Below are 16993 nucleotides of genomic sequence, written 5' to 3'. Positions count from 1 at the left end.
ACCTCCGTAAGCTATCGGGCTCACGCGCGTGGACTGAAGCTGGAAGAGCCTCTGTGGCATTGATGTGACACTTACTGGTCGTCAAACCTGGCCATAGCCACCGCAATCGCTGCGTAGATCAAGGCCACAGTGATGACCAGCGGGATCGACCTGCCGTCGGGGGGCAGCATCAGCGCCGCGGCCCCTGCCGCGCCGACAAAGGCGACATTGAACAACACGTCGTACAGAGAGAAGATCCGGCCGCGGAAGCCGTCGTTCACGGCCTCTTGGACGACCGTGTCCGTGGCGATCTTCGCGCCCTGGGTCGTAAGCCCCAGGACGAAGGCGGCGACGAACATCGGGACGGGCGCGAAGGGCAGGCCCAGCGCGGGTTCGAGGACGGCTGCGGCGCCCGCGCACAGCACGAGCCAGCCGTGCGGTCCGAACCGCCCCGCCGCCCAGGGGGTGATCAGCGCCGCCACGAAGAAGCCGGCGCCGGAGACGGCCACGGCGACCCCGAGCAGCGCGAGCCCGTCGTCCTCCGTGGCCCCCCACGCGTACCGGCACAGCATCAGGACCATGACGGTCAGCGCGCCGAAGCAGAACCGCATCAGTGTCATCGACACCAGGGCGAGCGCGGCCGGGCGGCGCGAGGCGAGATGGCGCACGCCTGCCAGCAGACCGCGTGCGGTTCCCGCGAGCGCCGTGCCCAAGCGCGGCTGCACCAACTCGGGATCGGGTCCGAGCAGCTCACGGGCGATGCGCAGCGACGCGAGCGCCGAGCACAGGTAGAGCGCGGCGCCGAGCAGGACGACGGCGGCGTCGGAGTCGGCCGCCACGATGCGCAGCAGGAAGGCGAGTCCGCCGCCCGCGGTGGCCGCGAGCGTCCCGGCGGTCGGGGAGAGGGAGTTGGCGAGGACCAGACGGTCGCCGTCGACGACGCGCGGCAGGGACGCCGAGAGCCCGGCGAGGACGAAGCGGTTGACGGCCGTGACGCACAGGGCGGACCCGTAGAAGAGCCAGTCCGGCGCCCCGACGAGCATCAGGACGGCGGTCGTACCGGCGAGCGCGGCCCGCAGCAGATTGCCGTGGAGGAGGACCTGACGGCGGCGCCAGCGGTCGAGCAGAACACCCGCGAACGGGCCGACCAGGGAGTAAGGCAGCAGCAGCACCGCCATGGCGGAGGCGATCGCGGCGGGCGACGTCTCCTTCTCCGGCGAGAAGACCACGTACGCGGCAAGCGCCACCTGATAGACGCCGTCCGCGCCCTGGGAGACGAGCCGTACGGCGAGCAGGCGCCGGAAGTCCCGCAGCCGCAGCAGCACACGCAGGTCACCGACGACAGACATGGGGCACAGCCTCACATACGCGAAGGCCCCCGGGTGCGTGTGCCCCGGAGGCCCTCAATGCCGTTCGCCGTGACCGGCCCAGGGGCCCGTCACGGCGAACGGCGCAGCACACGGTCCGGCGCGCGGCTCGCGCCGGGGGCGGGCCGATCTAGCGCTCGACCTCGCCCTTGATGAACTTCTCGACGTTCTCGTAGGCCTCGTCGTCGAAGTACTGCACCGGCGGGGACTTCATGAAGTACGAGGACGCCGACAGGATCGGGCCGCCGATGCCGCGGTCCTTAGCGATCTTCGCGGCGCGCAGGGCGTCGATGATGACACCCGCGGAGTTCGGGGAGTCCCAGACCTCGAGCTTGTACTCCAGGTTCAGCGGGACGTCACCGAAGGCGCGGCCCTCGAGGCGGACGTACGCCCACTTGCGGTCGTCGAGCCACGCGACGTAGTCCGACGGGCCGATGTGGACGTTCTTCTCGCCCAGCTCGCGGTCGGGGATCTGCGAGGTGACGGCCTGCGTCTTCGAGATCTTCTTGGACTCGAGGCGGTCGCGCTCCAGCATGTTCTTGAAGTCCATGTTGCCGCCGACGTTGAGCTGCATGGTGCGCTCGAGGCGGACACCGCGGTCCTCGAACAGCTTCGCCATGACGCGGTGCGTGATGGTGGCGCCGACCTGGGACTTGATGTCGTCACCGACGATCGGGACACCGGCCTCGGTGAACTTGTCGGCCCACTCCTTGGTGCCGGCGATGAAGACCGGGAGGGCGTTGACGAAGGCGACCTTGGCGTCGATGGCGCACTGCGCGTAGAACTTCGCGGCGTCCTCGGAACCGACCGGCAGGTAGCAGATGAGGACGTCGACCTGCTTGTCCTTGAGGATCTGGACGACGTCGACCGGGGCCTCGGCAGACTCCTCGATGGTCTGGCGGTAGTACTTGCCCAGGCCGTCGTGGGTGTGGCCACGCTGGACCTGCACGCCGGTGTTCGGCACGTCGCAGATCTTGATGGTGTTGTTCTCGCTGGCGCCGATGGCGTCCGCCAGGTCGAGGCCGACCTTCTTCGCGTCGACGTCGAAGGCGGCGACGAACTCGACGTCACCGACGTGGTAGTCGCCGAACTGGACGTGCATCAGGCCCGGGACCTTGGTGTCCGGGTCTGCGTCCTTGTAGTACTCGACGCCCTGGACCAGCGAGGCGGCGCAGTTGCCCACGCCGACGATGGCTACGCGAACCGAACCCATTCCGGTTGCTCCCTGTGTGATCTCGGTGTTCCGGATGAGACCCCGCCGACTGCGGGGCCTCACTTGGTGGTGTCGTCGGACGCATCCGGCGGCGGGGTGCTGCCCCGCCGCCGGGGCAGGACGCCCGACTCCCCAGATGTGCTGTTCTGCTGAGCGGAGCCTTCGGGGGCGGACCGTTGCTGGTCGCGTCCCGCGCGCTCGCTCTCGATGAGCTCGTTCAGCCAGCGCACTTCGCGCTCCACGGACTCCATGCCGTGCCGCTGCAGCTCAAGCGTGTAGTCGTCGAGGCGCTCCCGGGTGCGGGCCAGCGACGCGCGCATCTTCTCCAGGCGCTCCTCGAGCCGGCTGCGGCGGCCTTCGAGCACCCGCATCCGTACGTCCCGCGAGGTCTGCCCGAAGAAGGCGAAGCGGGCGGCGAAGTGCTCGTCCTCGTACGCATCGGGGCCGGTCTGCGAGAGCAGTTCCTCGAAGTGTTCCTTACCTTCTGCCGTCAATCGGTAGACGATCTTGGCGCGGCGGCCCGTGAGGGGGGTCGCCAGGGCCTCTCCGGTGGCGGTTCCCGACTCCTCGATCAACCAGCCGCTGGCGACCAGAGTCTTGAGACAGGGATAGAGAGTCCCGTAGCTGAAGGCGCGGAACACACCCAGTGAGGTGTTGAGCCGCTTGCGCAGCTCATAGCCGTGCATCGGTGACTCTCTGAGCAGGCCGAGGACGGCGAACTCGAGGATGCCGGAGCGTCTGCTCATCGCCGCCTCCCCTCTGTCCCAGTCTGCCGTACACCGACCGCTTATGCCGAGCTGATGTATCGGCTCGATACATCTCGACGATAGAACGGTGTTCCGCCTGCGACAAGAGGGGGCACGGTGAACGGCGTCACATCACCGATTCGTAGGAAGTAACTTGCCTGTTTTGGGGTGAACTTCGGTCCTAAGAGGGTTTTGACGGTGCGTAGTCTGTGCGCCATGAATACCGCCGGGAACCAAGTGACGCATGGTGGCGTCGTCGTCCCCGGTGCAGTGCGGATGCGTGCCGGTACGGCCGCCTCCGTGCGTCGGGGGGTCCGGAAGCCAGCCGCCGTTTCCAGGTGCGGAGATCCGCGCCTGCCCGAGGAGTAGTCGTTCGATGAGCGAGCACCGTCGCAAACCGCCGCAGCCGCAGGGCGGCGGACGTGCCGCGGCCAGGCGTGGCGCATCCGGCGCGCCGTCGGGTCGCCGCGCAGCACCGCGTGGCGCCACTGGATCACCGGCCTCGCCGCCGGCGCACGGGCCGGGGGCCCCCGAGGGTGAGGAGCGTCCTTACGGCGGGCGCGCCGAGGCCCGGCGCGCTGCCCGAAACGGGTCCGTGGGGGGTGGCGGTGGCCGCCGCAGGGCCGCCGAGGGCGGCGCCGGCCGGGGTCGCGGCAAAGGGCGTGGCCATGATCCCGCCAAGAAGCGCTTCATCGACTACCCGCGTGCGGGCAAGTACGGGGCCAAGCGCTGGATCCCGTCGTGGCGACTGGTCACCGGCCTGTTCATCGGGTTCTTCGGCAGTCTGTTGGCGGTCGCGGGCATCGCGTACGCCCTCGTCGAGGTCCCGGAGGTCGCCAAGGCCGCGAGGGCGCAGAACAACGTCTACTACTGGGCCGACGGCTCGCAGATGGTCGCGACGGGTGGTGAGACCAACCGCCAGATCATCAAGTACGCGGACATCCCCAAGGCCATGCGCAACGCCGTCATCTCGGCGGAGAACAAGTCCTTCAACAAGGACAAGGGCGTCGACCCGATGGGCATCGCCCGCGCTTTCGTCAACATGGCGAAGGGCGGTCAGACCCAGGGCGGCTCGACCATCACGCAGCAGTACGTGAAGAACGCCCGCCTCGACGACCAGTCGCAGACGTTCAGCCGTAAGTTCAAGGAACTGTTCATCTCCATAAAGGTCGGCCGGGAGGTGAGCAAGGAAGAGATCATGGCGGGGTACCTGAACACCGCCTACTACGGCCGCAACGCCTACGGCATCCAGGCCGCCGCGCGCGCCTACTTCGGCAAGGACGCGGAGAAGCTGAACCCGAGCGAGTGCGCCCTCCTGGCGACGGTGCTCAAGGGCGCCACGTACTACGACCCGGCCGGCTACCCGGAGATCGATCCCGCGGCCAACCCGAAGGCCAACAAGGAGCGCGCCGAGAAGCGCTGGAAGTGGGTCCTCGACGAGGAGGTCAAGGACGGCCGTCTGAGCGCCGAGGTCCGCAACAAGTACACCGAGTTCCCGAAGCTGCAGAGTCCGCGCTCCAACGTGAAGCTGAGCGGTCAGGTCGGCTATCTGGTCTCGCTGGCCAAGGCGTACGTCATAAACACCAGTGACGGGAAGATCACGGCCAGCCAGCTCGAACAGGGCGGCTACGAGATCCACACGACCTTCGACAAGAAGAAGGTCGCGCAGCTGGAGAAGGCCGTGCAGAAGGTCCGCAAGGCCAACCTCGATCCCAAGCAGCGCCCGGACAAGGACACGCACGTTCAGTTCGGTGGCGCCTCGGTGAACCCGAAGACCGGCGCGATCGAGGCCATCTACGGCGGTGAGGACGCCACCAAGCACTTCACCAACAACGCGGACATCACCGGTGCCCAGGTCGGTTCGACGTACAAGCCCTTCGTGCTCGCGGCGGCCTTCAAGAACGGCATCCGCAAGGAGACCGGCGGCGATGTGCAGAGCGACGGCGAACGCACCATCGTCAACCCGAAGAGCCTGTACAGCGGCAAGAACAAGATCAAGATCAAGAAGTACGACGGCACGGTCTGGCAGGACAAGGACGGCAAGGAATGGCTGCAGACCAACGACGGCCAGAAGGACTACAACCCGCCGACCTACAAGATCGACCTGCGTGAGGCGATGCGGGAGTCGGTCAACTCGGCCTATGTCCAGCTCGGCATGGACGTCGGGCTCGACAAGGTGAAGCGCGCGGCCATGGACGCCGGCCTCAGGGACGACCGGACCATGGCGGGCGCGACCTATCCGTCCTTCTCCCTCGGCACCTCGTCACCGAGCGCCATCCGTATGGCCGGTTCGTACGCCACGTTCGCCGCCAGCGGCAAGCAGCGGGACCCCTTCTCTGTCGAGGAGGTCGAGAAGGAGGGCGAGACGATCTTCAAGCAGGACGTCGAGACCAAGAGCCCCTTCTCCCCCGAGGTGGCGGACAACGTCACCGACGTGCTCCGGACCGTCGTCGAGAAGGGCACCGGCACGGCGGCGAAGCTCCCCGGTCGTCAGGTGGCGGGAAAGACCGGTACGACCGACGGCAACAAGTCCGCCTGGTTCGTCGGCTACACCCCACAGCTGTCGACGGCGATCAGCATGTACCGGCTGGACGACGACGAGAACAACAGCAAGCGCGAGTTCCTGGAGATGTTCGGCACGGGTGGCCAGAAGAAGATCCACGGTGCCTCGTTCCCCGCGGAGATCTGGCGCGACTACATGAGTGCCGCACTTGAGGGCGAGCCGGTCATGCGGTTCCCGGTGCCGCAGCCCATCGGTGAGATCGTCGGCTACACCCCGCCGCCGCCCTCTCCGACGCCGACCAAGGAGACCAAGGAGCCGAGCCACTCTCCGACGCCGACCAAGGAGACCAAGGAGCCGTCCGAGACCCCGACGACGCCGTCGGATTCGCCCGATCCCACCGAGACCTGCAACGACTGGGACCTCGGCTGCGGCGACGACGGTGGAAACAACAACGGCGGTGTCGAGAACGGCGGAGTCAACGGTGGACCGGGTGGCGGAGAGCCCACACCGACCACCGGCCCGACGGACGGTGGCAATGGCAACGGCGGACCCAGGGGCAACGACAACGAAGGTGGATGGTTCGGCTCGGACTGACATGAGCTGCATGCACGTTTCACGTGAAACGACGTGTTCCACGTGAAACAAGGCCCCCGTACCCGGCGAGGTACGGGGGCCTTGTGCGTCCCGCACGGTGCGGTACAGGGACGGTGAAGGAGGCATTCTCGTGGCCTCCGACCTGCCAGTCGGGGTGGTACCGGACTTCTCGGGCACGTTCAGCCGGAGTTCTCAAGCCTGTACGGCAGGATGTGCGCCATGCCCAGCGCAGAGAAGATGCCCCCCACACGCGCGCATCAGCCAGCCACCGAGCAGGCGCCGCAGCCTGTGCTGCCCACGAAACACGACGAGATCGCCGCGGCAGGCAGCGAGCTGTTCGGCGGACCGATCGGCCGCAGAGCTCTGCTGGCGACGAGTCGGCTGACTCCTGTGCGCGTCATCGCACTGGTCGCCATCGGGATGTTCGCGCTCGGGATGGTGCAGAAGGCGCCGTGCTACAACGGCGGCTGGTTCGTGGGCGCGAGCTCGCAGTACACGCACGCGTGCTACTCCGACATCCCGCACCTCTACCAGGGCCGGGGCTTCGCCGACGGCTTGGTGCCGTACTTCGACCGGCTGCCGGACGACGTCGGCATGGAGTACCTGGAGTATCCGGTACTGACCGGCCTGTTCATGCAGGTGGCGGCCTGGCTGACGCCGGACGGCGGGAGCATCCAGCACCAGGAGAAGTTCTACTGGATGGTCAACGCCGGAATGCTGATGATCTGTGCGGTGATCATCGCTGTCTGTGTGGCCCGCATCCACCGCCGCCGTCCCTGGGACGCCCTGCTCGTCGCCCTGGCCCCCGCCTTCGCGCTGACGGCCACCATCAACTGGGACCTGTTCGCGGTCGCCCTCACGGCCCTGGCCATGCTGATGTGGTCGCGGGAGCGGCCGGTCTCCGCGGGAATCCTGATCGGTCTCGCGGCCGCCGCGAAGCTGTATCCCGCGCTTCTGCTGGGGCCCCTGCTCGTGCTGTGCTGGCGTGCGGGGCGCCGGCGGGCCTTCTGGGCCACCGCCGCGGCCGCGGTGGGCGCCTGGCTCGCGGTGAACCTGCCGGTGATGATCAGCCATGACGCGGCGGGCTTCCACATCCGCGAGGGCTGGGCGAAGTTCTACACCTTCAGCCAGGAACGCGGCGTCGACTTCGGATCGTTCTGGCTGATCCTCTCGCAGCGCATGGACGACCCGCTGACTACGGAAACGGTCAACTCCCTCGCGACCGCCCTGATGCTGCTCTGCTGCCTGGGAGTGGCCGCGCTCGGGCTGACCGCCCCCCGCCGACCGCGGCTCGCGCAACTGGTCTTCCTGGTCGTCGCCGCCTTCGTCCTCACCAACAAGGTCTACTCGCCGCAGTACGTGCTGTGGCTGATTCCGCTCGCCGCGCTGGCCCGGCCGCGCTGGCGGGACTTCCTCATCTGGCAGGTCTGCGAAGTCGCGTACTTCCTCGGGATCTGGATGTACCTCGCATACACGACGAGTGGTGACGCCCACAAGGGGCTGCCCACCGAGGGCTACCAACTGGCCATCGCCATCCATCTGTTGGGCACGCTCTACCTGTGTGCCGTGGTCGTCCGCGACATCTACAGGCCGGACCGGGACGTGGTGCGCAGAACCGGGGAGGACGACCCCTCCGGAGGGGTCCTCGACGGTGCCCCCGACGTGTTCGTGCTCGGCCCGGCGGCTCGCCCGCGACAGGGTACGCACGAGGGCGCGGGGACCTACGTGACGTGGGGAACGGCTTCCGACGCGGCGCCATGAGCGTGCGGAAGCGGGGCAGGGCCGAGGGGGCCGCTGCGCGGTGAGACAAGAGGGCCGGTACGCGCGCGTCGCGCGTACCGGCCCTCCGTCTTTGCTCTGGGCCTCCGCGGGCCTCCGCGGGCCTCCGCGGGCCATCGGGGACCTCTGCGGGCCACCGTGAACCTCTGCGGCCGCTCAGCTGCTCAGGCGCACGGCTGCGTGGCCGCCCGGTCGTCCCGGGCGGCTCAGTGGTCGAGGATGCGGTCGAACTGTGTGGTCGTGTGCCGCAGGTGCGCCACGAGTTCCTCGCCCACCTGGGGCTCCGGCGCGTCCGACGGCACGAAGAGCAGCGACACCTGCATGTGCGGCGGCTCGGCGAACCAGCGCTGCTTGCCGCCCCAGACGAACGGCGACAGATTGCGGTTGACGGTCGCGAGTCCGGCCCGTGCGACGCCCTTGGCCCGCGGCATCATGCCGTGCAGCGCCTTCGGCGCCTCCAGACCGACACCGTGCGACGTGCCACCCGCGACGACGACCAGCCAGCCGTCGGACGCCGCCTTCTGCTGGCGGTAGCCGAAACGGTCCCCCTTGGCGACCTGCGTGACGTCCAGGACGGCACCGCGGTACTCGGTCGCGTGGTGGTCACCGAGCCACAGCTTCGTTCCGATGCGCGCGCGGAAGCGGGTCTGCGGGAACTGCTGCTGGAGCCGGGCGAGCTCGTCCGCCTTGAGGTGGCTGACGAACATGGTGTGCAGCGGCAGGCGAGCGGCACGCAGCCGGTCCATCCAGCCGATGACCTCCTCGACGGCGTCCGAGCCGTCGGCGCGGTCGAGCGGCAGGTGGATCGCGAAGCCTTCGAGGCGCACGTCCTCGATGGCGGCGTGCAGATGGGGCAGGTCCTGCTCGCTGACGCCGTGGCGCTTCATGGAGGACATGACCTCGATGACGACACGGGCACCCACGAGGCCGTGCACGCCGTCGAGCGACGACACGGAGCGGATGACGCGGTCGGGCAGCGGCACCGGCTCCTCGCCGCGCCTGAACGGCGTCAGGACCAGCAGGTCACCGCTGAACCAGTCCTTGATCCGGGCGGCTTCGTAGGTCGTGCCGACGGCGAGCACATCGGACCCGAAGCGGGTGGCCTCCTCTGCGAGCCGCTCGTGACCGAAGCCGTAGCCGTTGCCCTTGCAGACCGGGACGATACCCGGGAACTGCTCCAGCATGTGCTTCTGGTGTGCCCGCCAGCGCGCGGTGTCGACATAGAGCGTGAGCGCCATGGCTGGTCCCGGAACCTTTCTGGTGTCTGCGGTAACAGAGGTGTGGAAGGAAATGCGGAAGGAAATGCGGAAGGGGACTGCGCGGGGAAGCGGCGCGGATCAGCGACGCGACCTGCGGATGCGGATGCGGATCAGCGACGCGACATGTAGATGTCGAGTGCCTTGTGCAGCAGCTTGTTCAGCGGGAAGTCCCACTCGCCGACGTACTCCACGGCTTCGCCGCCGGTGCCGACCTTGAACTGGATCAGGCCGAAGAGGTGGTCGGTCTCGTCCAGCGAGTCGGAGATGCCCCGCAGGTCGTAGACGGACGCACCCAGTGCGTAGGCGTCACGCAGCATCCGCCACTGCATGGCGTTGGAGGGCCGGACCTCGCGGCCGATGTTGTCGGACGCCCCGTAGGAGTACCAGACGTGCCCGCCCACGACCAGCATGGTCGCTGCCGAAAGGTTCACGCCGTTGTGGCGTGCGAAGTACAGCCGCATGCGGTTGGGGTCCTCGGAGTTGAGGGCCCGCCACTGCTGCTGGAAGTAGCTCAGCGGCCGCGGCCGGAACTTGTCGCGGATCGCCGTGATCTCGTACAGGCGCTGCCACTCGGCGAGGTCCTGGTAACCGCCCTGGACGACCTCGACACCGGCCTTCTCGGCCTTCTTGATGTTGCGGCGCCACAGCTGGTTGAAGTTCTTGAGCACGTCCTCCAGGGCGCGGTTGGCCAGCGGCACCTGGAACACATAGCGGGGCTGCACGTCACCGAATCCGGCGCCGCCGTCCTCGCCCTGCTGCCAGCCCATCCGGCGCAGCTTGTCCGAGACCTCGAAGGCACGCGGCTCGATGGTTGTGGGCTCGACGTCGCGCAGCCGCTTCACGTCCGGGTTCTGGATGCCGGCCTTGATCGCGGGAGCGTTCCAGCGGCGGATGACGACCGGCGGGCCCATCTTCACGGAGAAGGCGCCCTGCTTCTTCAGGTGCGCCAGCATCGGCTGGAGCCACTCGTCCAGATTCGGGGCGTACCAGTTGATGACCGGACCCTCGGGCAGATACGCGAGATAGCGCTTGACCTTGGGCAACTGGCGGTACAGCACAAGACCCGCACCGACCAGCTGACCGGTGCGGTCGTCGAACCAGCCCAGGTTCTCCGAGCGCCATTCGCTCTTCACATCTGCCCATGCGGGGACCTGGCAATGGCTGGCCGAGGGCAGGCTCTGGATGTACGCCAGATGTTGCTCTCGGCTGATGGTCCTCAGGGTCAGGCTCATTCGCGGCGCTCCTCGGGCTGGTGTGTCCCCATGGGTACAGGGGCTCCGGCTCTCGCGCCGAAGCCTACTGCGCCCTGTGAGCGCCCCGTCTGGGCGTATGGATCCTTCGCGGCCCGCCTGCCCCTGACCGGCGGCCGCGGCGCCCCTCAGCGACCGGACCGGCCCCGGGTGGGGGCCGGACCGGAGCCGGGCGGGGGCGGGGTCACCAGAGCCCGCCGAAGAGCCCTCCGTGCGCCATGCCCAGGAAGAAGCCGACCGCCGCGGCGCCGAGACCGACGATCAGGAAGAACCGCTCGCGGGTCGTCACCGAGATGAACTGGCCGTAGGCCCCGGTGAAGATCCCCACCAGGCCGGTCCAGGAACTCAGCAGATGCAGGTGGTGGAACATCGCGGTCACGAACGCGATGGCCCCGAGCACCAGCGTCACACCGAGCAGGGTGTCCTGGAGGGGATGAGGTCTGCCGTCGGTGGCGAAGAGAGAGCCTGCGGTGTTGCGTCGCATTGCTTGTGCCATGGAGGCACCTCCTGCGGAAGGCGGCGCATCGTAGCGCCATACACACCCGATGTGTACAGATTCTGCCCGTCCGCCGCCGGATTTCAACCGGAAGCCCACGTGCAGGTACTCTGTACCGTCTGCACCGGTGTCTGCCCAGGCCACAGTACGAGCCCCCGTTCGCGGGAGCCGATTGTCAGTGGCTGCCGATACCGTTGCGTACGCATCACGACCCTCCTGCCACGGAACGACCGTGGCCGCTGAGTCCAAAGGAGGTGGGTTCCACATGCGTCACTACGAAGTGATGGTCATCCTCGACCCCGATCTCGAGGAGCGCGCTGTCTCCCCGCTGATCGAGAACTTCCTCTCCGTCGTCCGTGAGGGCAACGGAAAGGTCGAGAAGGTCGACACCTGGGGCCGTCGTCGTCTCTCGTACGAGATCAAGAAGAAGCCCGAGGGCATCTACTCGGTCATCGACCTGCAGGCCGAGCCTGCGGTCGTCAAGGAGCTCGACCGCCAGATGAACCTGAACGAGTCGGTCCTCCGGACCAAGGTCCTCCGTCCCGAGACCCACTGAGCCCCCTGGCTCAGACCCGTTGAGCCGCACCGCTCGACGGCACTCGGGATCCGAGTAGCAGCAACACAAGCAGCCAGCAGCAAACCCGCCGAGAGGTTCCCCCAATGGCAGGCGAGACCGTCATCACGGTCGTCGGCAATCTTGTCGACGACCCCGAGCTGCGCTTCACCCCTTCCGGTGCGGCGGTCGCGAAGTTCCGTGTCGCGTCCACCCCCCGCACCTTCGACCGGCAGACCAATGAGTGGAAGGACGGCGAGAGCCTCTTCCTGACCTGCTCGGTCTGGCGTCAGGCGGCGGAGAACGTCGCCGAGTCGCTCCAGCGAGGCATGCGCGTCATCGTGCAGGGCCGGCTGAAGCAGCGGTCCTACGAGGACCGTGAGGGCATCAAGCGCACGGTCTACGAGCTGGACGTCGAGGAAGTCGGCGCCAGCTTGAAGAACGCCACGGCCAAGGTCACCAAGACCACCGGTCGCGGCGGCCAGGGTGGGTACGGCGGCGGTGGCGGCGGCCAGCAGGGCGGCGGCTGGGGCGGTGGCCCCGGTGGCGGTCAGCAGCAGGGCGGCGGCGGTGCTCCCGCCGACGACCCCTGGGCGACCGGTGCGCCGGCCGGCGGCGGCCAGCAGGGCGGCGGCAACGGTGGCGGCGGTGGCGGCTGGGGCGGAAGCTCCGGCGGCTCCGGCGGCGGCTACTCGGACGAGCCCCCCTTCTAAGCCCTGGACCCCCGGGTCCGGGACGAGAAGGCGGGTCGTACCCACACTTCTTGATCACACAGGAGAAACACCATGGCGAAGCCGCCTGTGCGCAAGCCTAAGAAGAAGGTCTGCGCTTTCTGCAAGGACAAGGTCACGTACGTGGACTACAAGGACACGAACATGCTGCGGAAGTTCATTTCCGACCGCGGCAAGATCCGTGCCCGCCGCGTGACCGGCAACTGCACGCAGCACCAGCGTGACGTCGCCACGGCCGTGAAGAACAGCCGTGAGATGGCGCTGCTGCCCTACACGTCCACCGCGCGATAAGGGAAGGGTGACCGACACATGAAGATCATCCTCACCCACGAGGTCTCCGGCCTCGGCGCCGCCGGCGAGGTCGTAGACGTCAAGGACGGCTACGCCCGCAACTACCTGATCCCGCGGAAGTTCGCGATCCGCTGGACCAAGGGTGGCGAGAAGGACGTCGCGCAGATCCGTCGTGCGCGCAAGATCCACGAGATCGCGACCATCGAGCAGGCCAACGAGATCAAGGCCCAGCTCGAGGCCGTCAAGGTCCGCCTGGCCGTCCGCTCCGGCGACGCCGGTCGACTCTTCGGCTCCGTCACCCCGGCCGACGTCGCTTCGGCGATCAAGGCTGCCGGTGGCCCCGAGGTCGACAAGCGCCGCATCGAGCTGGGCTCGCCGATCAAGACGCTGGGCGCCCACGCGACGTCCGTGCGTCTGCACCCCGAGGTGGCCGCGAAGGTCAACGTCGAGGTCGTCTCTGCCTGAGCGGCACCATCGCGCTCGCAGGACTGAGTGAAGGGGCCGCACCCACAGGGTGCGGCCCCTTTGCCGTGCTTCATCGTCTGGCGTCGTCGCCGTGGTTCACGGTCTGACGTCGTCACCGTGCTTCATGACCCGGCGTTGTCGTCTGCTTCGTGACCGACCTGGTCTCGTGGCCGTGCTTCGAGACCGACTGTGCCGTCGCTGTGGTTCACATGTGCCGTGTCGCACGCTTGCCGTGTCGCACGTTTGCGGTGTTTCACGTGAAACACCGCGTCCGAAACGTCAGCGGGTCGCGCCCGTGACGATCCACCTGCCCGAGCGCGACCGCCCCCACAGCGTCAGTGCGCGCACGGCCATCATGAGGGTCATCGCGGCCCACAGAGCGGTGAGCCCACCGCCGAGCGTGGGGACGAGAAGCGCCGCGGGAGCGAACACCGCGAGCGTGACCAGCATCGCCCAGGCGAGATAGGGGCCGTCCCCCGCGCCCATCAGGACGCCGTCAAGGACGTAGACGATGCCGCAGATGGGCTGGGCGAGCGCGATCACGACGAGGGCGGGCAGGGCCGCGTCCTGGACGGCGGTGTCACCGGAGAACAACGGCACGAACACCGGCCGTGCCGCGACGACCAGCAGACCGAGAACGATCCCGGAGACGAACCCCCACTGGATCATGCGACGGCAGGCGTCACGCGCGCCCTGGGCATCGTCCGCCCCCAGATAGCGGGCGATGATGGCTTGCCCGGCTATCGCGATGGCGTCGAGGGCGAAGGAGAGCAGGCTCCAGAGCGACAGGACGATCTGGTGGGCGGCGACATCGGCATCACCGAGACGGGCGGCCACGGCGGTGGCGATGAGCGCGATGGCGCGCAGTGCGAGGGTGCGGGCCAGCAGGGGGACGCCGGCCTGGGCACAGGCTCTGATGCCGGCCGCGTCGGGTCGCAAGGAAGCGCCGTGACGCTTGGCGCCGCGGATGACGACGTACAGGTAGATGGCCGCCATGCCGCACTGGGCGAGCACGGTGCCCCAGGCGGATCCGGCGATGCCGAAGTCGAAACCGTAGACGAGGAGCACGTTCAGGGCGCCATTGGCCACGAAGCCGCCGATGGCGACGTACAGCGGGGTCTTGGTGTCCTGGAGGCCGCGCAGCACTCCGGTGGCGGCGAGGACGACGAGCATCGCGGGGATGCCGAGGATGGAGACGCGCAGATAGGTGACCGCGTACGGGGATGCCGACGGAGAGCCGCCGAAGAGATCGACGAGTGCGGGAGCGGTGGGCAGGGCCACGGCGATGACGGCGACCCCGAGGAGCAGGGCGAGCCAGATGCCGTCCATGCCCTGGCGGATGGCGGCCTGCAGATCTCCGGCGCCGACGCGGCGGGCGACGGCGGCCGTGGTGGCGTAGGCGAGGAAGACGAAGATGCTGACGGCTGTTCCCAGGAGGGCCGAGGCGATGCCGAGACCGGCGAGCTGGGCCGTGCCGAGATGGCCGACGATGGCGCTGTCGGCCATCAGGAAGAGAGGCTCGGCCACGAGTGCGCCGAAGGCGGGAACGGCGAGGGCGACGATCTCTCGGTCGTGCCGTCGACGGGCGGCCTTGGGCGCCGCGGGAGCCTGTGTCATGAGCACCAATCTAATCTTCCACAGGTAAGAGATGCAACCGCCTTAGGACCCTTACTTTGACTCAGGGTGCGCATTGGTCGGGGCGCCGTTCGACAAGATCTTGGGCCGACTGGGAAAGTTTTTCTTCTGCACAGCCGGTGGACGGGAAAAGTGCAGGTCAAAGCAGGTGTGGAAAGTGGCCTGAGGGCTTGTTCACAGGGCTGTCCACCGAGCCGTGCACAGGTTTGGCGGAGTTCTCCACAGCATCGGGCCCGTCATCCACAGCGCCTGTGGATAACCAGATTGGCTGACGGTGCCCGCAGGCCTACCGTGGTCCGGCGCCCGCCTCGTCCTGCCATCGCGGAAACCCCGCAAATCCGACGCGTCAGAACCGGAGCTGGGCCCCCTTATTTGTCAGTGTCGTGCCCTAGGAAAGAGGTGCACGGCGAGGTCCGCGCGGCGGACGGGAGGAGGTGGCCCGGTGAGTATTTCCGAGCCCTTGGACGACCCGTGGGCCGACAGCGGTCCTGGTGACCGTCTGCCCGTCTCCCGGCCGCGCCGTGACGGAGGCCGCGGGCGCGAGGAGCAGCACGAGCGGGGTCGTGAGAGCTCCTGGGACGGCGGGGGCACGTCTTTCGAGCGGGTGCCGCCGCAGGACCTCGACGCCGAGCAGTCCGTGCTCGGCGGCATGCTGCTGTCCAAGGACGCCATCGCGGACGTCGTCGAGGTGATCAAGGGTCACGACTTCTATCGCCCGGCGCACGAGACGATCTTCACGGCGATCCTCGACCTGTACGCGCGGGGCGAGCCGGCCGACCCCATCACCGTGGCCGCCGAGCTCACCAAGCGCGGTGAGATCACCAAGATCGGTGGCGCCTCGTATCTCCACTCGCTCGTCCAGACCGTCCCGACGGCCGCGAACGCCGAGTACTACGCGGAGATCGTCCACGAGCGCGCCGTCCTGCGCCGCCTGGTCGAGGCGGGCACACGCATCACGCAGATGGGGTACGCGGCGGACGGCGACGTCGACGAGATCGTCAACAGCGCCCAGGCCGAGATCTACGCCGTCACCGAACAGCGCACGAGCGAGGACTATCTGCCGCTCGGCGACATCATGGAGGGCGCGCTCGACGAGATCGAGGCGATCGGGTCGCGCAGCGGCGAGATGACGGGTGTGCCCACGGGCTTCACCGACTTCGACTCGCTCACCAACGGTCTGCACCCGGGCCAGATGATCGTCATCGCCGCCCGCCCCGCGATGGGCAAGTCCACGCTGGCCCTCGACTTCGCTCGGGCCGCCTCCATCAAGCACAACCTACCCAGCGTCATCTTCTCCCTGGAAATGGGGCGCAACGAGATCGCGATGCGCTTGTTGTCCGCGGAGGCACGGGTGGCACTGCACCACATGCGTTCCGGCACGATGACGGACGAGGACTGGACGCGGCTCGCACGCCGGATGCCCGAGGTGTCGGCGGCCCCGCTCTACATCGACGACTCCCCGAACCTGTCGATGATGGAGATCCGCGCCAAGTGCCGCCGGCTCAAGCAGCGGAACGACATCAAGCTCGTGATCATCGACTATCTGCAGCTGATGCAGTCGGGTGGCTCGAAGCGCGCCGAGAGCCGTCAGCAGGAGGTCTCGGACATGTCGCGAAACCTGAAACTCCTCGCCAAGGAGCTCGAGGTCCCGGTCATCGCGCTCTCGCAGCTGAACCGTGGCCCCGAGCAGCGCACGGACAAGAAGCCGATGGTGTCCGACCTGCGTGAGTCCGGATCCATCGAGCAGGACGCCGACATGGTCATCCTGCTGCACCGCGAGGACGCGTACGAGAAGGAGTCCCCGCGCGCGGGCGAAGCCGACATCATCGTCGGCAAGCACCGTAACGGCCCGACCGCGACGATCACCGTCGCGTTCCAGGGCCACTATTCGCGGTTCGTGGACATGGCCCAGACCTGAGGTCCGCTCCTGTAGGGCCTCATTTTCCGTGTCGGAATCTCACAGTCGATGTCGGATTGATGTCGGATACGACATCGCTGTGATACTGGCTAGAGATCATTAATGGTGGGTGTTCTCGGCTTGGTGACGGGTGAGTGCGGGTTCGCTATGCCGTAGGTATGAGGTATCCGGATGGTGGCGGTCTCACCGCCGAGGAGCGGGCTCGACGGGAGCG

14 protein-coding genes are annotated in these 16993 nt (G+C 67.9%); 7 read left to right on the top strand and 7 right to left on the bottom strand.

All coding sequences use genetic code 11. The annotated features are described in order from the left end of the window. Nucleotides 1-71: 71 nt before the first annotated feature. From GPA10_RS29950 to GPA10_RS29940, 3 genes are all read right to left on the bottom strand, one after another. The gene (locus tag GPA10_RS29950; protein ID WP_157168240.1) at nucleotides 72-1328 is read right to left on the bottom strand and encodes an MFS transporter; all 1257 of its coding nucleotides are present in this window, start codon (nucleotides 1326-1328) and stop codon (nucleotides 72-74) included. A gap of 148 nt (nucleotides 1329-1476) precedes the next feature. Further along, nucleotides 1477-2559, bottom strand: a complete 1083-nt coding sequence (locus GPA10_RS29945) for an inositol-3-phosphate synthase (RefSeq protein WP_157168239.1) — start codon at nucleotides 2557-2559, stop codon at nucleotides 1477-1479. Nucleotides 2560-2618: 59 nt separating this feature from the next. Then, the gene (locus GPA10_RS29940; protein WP_157168238.1) at nucleotides 2619-3305 is read right to left on the bottom strand and encodes a PadR family transcriptional regulator; all 687 of its coding nucleotides are present in this window, start codon (nucleotides 3303-3305) and stop codon (nucleotides 2619-2621) included. Between the two features lie 376 nt (nucleotides 3306-3681). Between GPA10_RS29940 and GPA10_RS29935 the strand changes: the two genes are divergently transcribed. Next, entirely contained in the window at nucleotides 3682-6402 is a 2721-nt protein-coding gene (locus GPA10_RS29935) for a transglycosylase domain-containing protein (RefSeq protein ID WP_157168237.1), read from the top strand. 219 nt (nucleotides 6403-6621) lie between these two features. Next, nucleotides 6622-8163: a glycosyltransferase family 87 protein gene (locus GPA10_RS29930; protein ID WP_246260058.1), complete on the top strand. Its 1542-nt coding sequence runs from the start codon at nucleotides 6622-6624 to the stop codon at nucleotides 8161-8163. A gap of 224 nt (nucleotides 8164-8387) precedes the next feature. Here the strand turns inward: GPA10_RS29930 and GPA10_RS29925 are convergent, their stop codons facing one another. The 3 genes from GPA10_RS29925 to GPA10_RS29915 all read right to left on the bottom strand — a co-directional run bounded on the left by GPA10_RS29925 (nucleotide 8388) and on the right by GPA10_RS29915 (nucleotide 11186). Further along, nucleotides 8388-9419, bottom strand: a complete 1032-nt coding sequence (locus GPA10_RS29925) for an alanine racemase (RefSeq protein ID WP_157168236.1) — start codon at nucleotides 9417-9419, stop codon at nucleotides 8388-8390. A gap of 131 nt (nucleotides 9420-9550) precedes the next feature. Beyond that, nucleotides 9551-10672, bottom strand: coding sequence for a lipid II:glycine glycyltransferase FemX (locus GPA10_RS29920; RefSeq protein ID WP_058850016.1), 1122 nt, complete (start codon nucleotides 10670-10672; stop codon nucleotides 9551-9553). Nucleotides 10673-10874: 202 nt separating this feature from the next. After that, nucleotides 10875-11186, bottom strand: a complete 312-nt coding sequence (locus GPA10_RS29915; RefSeq protein WP_058850015.1) for a hypothetical protein — start codon at nucleotides 11184-11186, stop codon at nucleotides 10875-10877. Nucleotides 11187-11451: 265 nt separating this feature from the next. Here GPA10_RS29915 and rpsF point away from each other — a divergent pair, with 265 nt between their 5' ends. From rpsF to rplI, 4 genes are all read left to right on the top strand, one after another. Next, entirely contained in the window at nucleotides 11452-11742 is a 291-nt protein-coding gene (gene rpsF / locus GPA10_RS29910; protein ID WP_006604399.1) for a 30S ribosomal protein S6, read from the top strand. A gap of 104 nt (nucleotides 11743-11846) precedes the next feature. Next, nucleotides 11847-12452, top strand: a complete 606-nt coding sequence (locus tag GPA10_RS29905; protein WP_058850014.1) for a single-stranded DNA-binding protein — start codon at nucleotides 11847-11849, stop codon at nucleotides 12450-12452. Between the two features lie 72 nt (nucleotides 12453-12524). Continuing rightward, complete coding sequence (gene rpsR, locus GPA10_RS29900) at nucleotides 12525-12761, top strand: 30S ribosomal protein S18 (RefSeq protein ID WP_003949403.1); 237 nt, start codon at nucleotides 12525-12527, stop codon at nucleotides 12759-12761. 18 nt (nucleotides 12762-12779) lie between these two features. Next, on the top strand, nucleotides 12780-13226 hold the full coding sequence (rplI, locus tag GPA10_RS29895; RefSeq protein WP_058850013.1) for a 50S ribosomal protein L9: 447 nt from the start codon (nucleotides 12780-12782) through the stop codon (nucleotides 13224-13226). Nucleotides 13227-13505: 279 nt separating this feature from the next. Here rplI and GPA10_RS29890 read toward each other — a convergent pair whose 3' ends face one another. Then, nucleotides 13506-14843: an MATE family efflux transporter gene (locus GPA10_RS29890; protein ID WP_157168235.1), complete on the bottom strand. Its 1338-nt coding sequence runs from the start codon at nucleotides 14841-14843 to the stop codon at nucleotides 13506-13508. A gap of 460 nt (nucleotides 14844-15303) precedes the next feature. Between GPA10_RS29890 and dnaB the strand changes: the two genes are divergently transcribed. Beyond that, nucleotides 15304-16779 (top strand): replicative DNA helicase, encoded by a 1476-nt coding sequence (gene dnaB, locus GPA10_RS29885; RefSeq protein ID WP_058850012.1) that lies wholly within the window; start codon nucleotides 15304-15306, stop codon nucleotides 16777-16779. Nucleotides 16780-16993 lie beyond the last annotated feature (214 nt).

Source organism: Streptomyces typhae, assembly GCF_009755605.1.
GTDB classification, from domain to species: Bacteria; Actinomycetota; Actinomycetes; order Streptomycetales; family Streptomycetaceae; genus Streptomyces; species Streptomyces typhae.
Note: the sequence above shows the minus strand (reverse complement) of the source record. Positions and strands in the feature narration are given on the sequence as shown.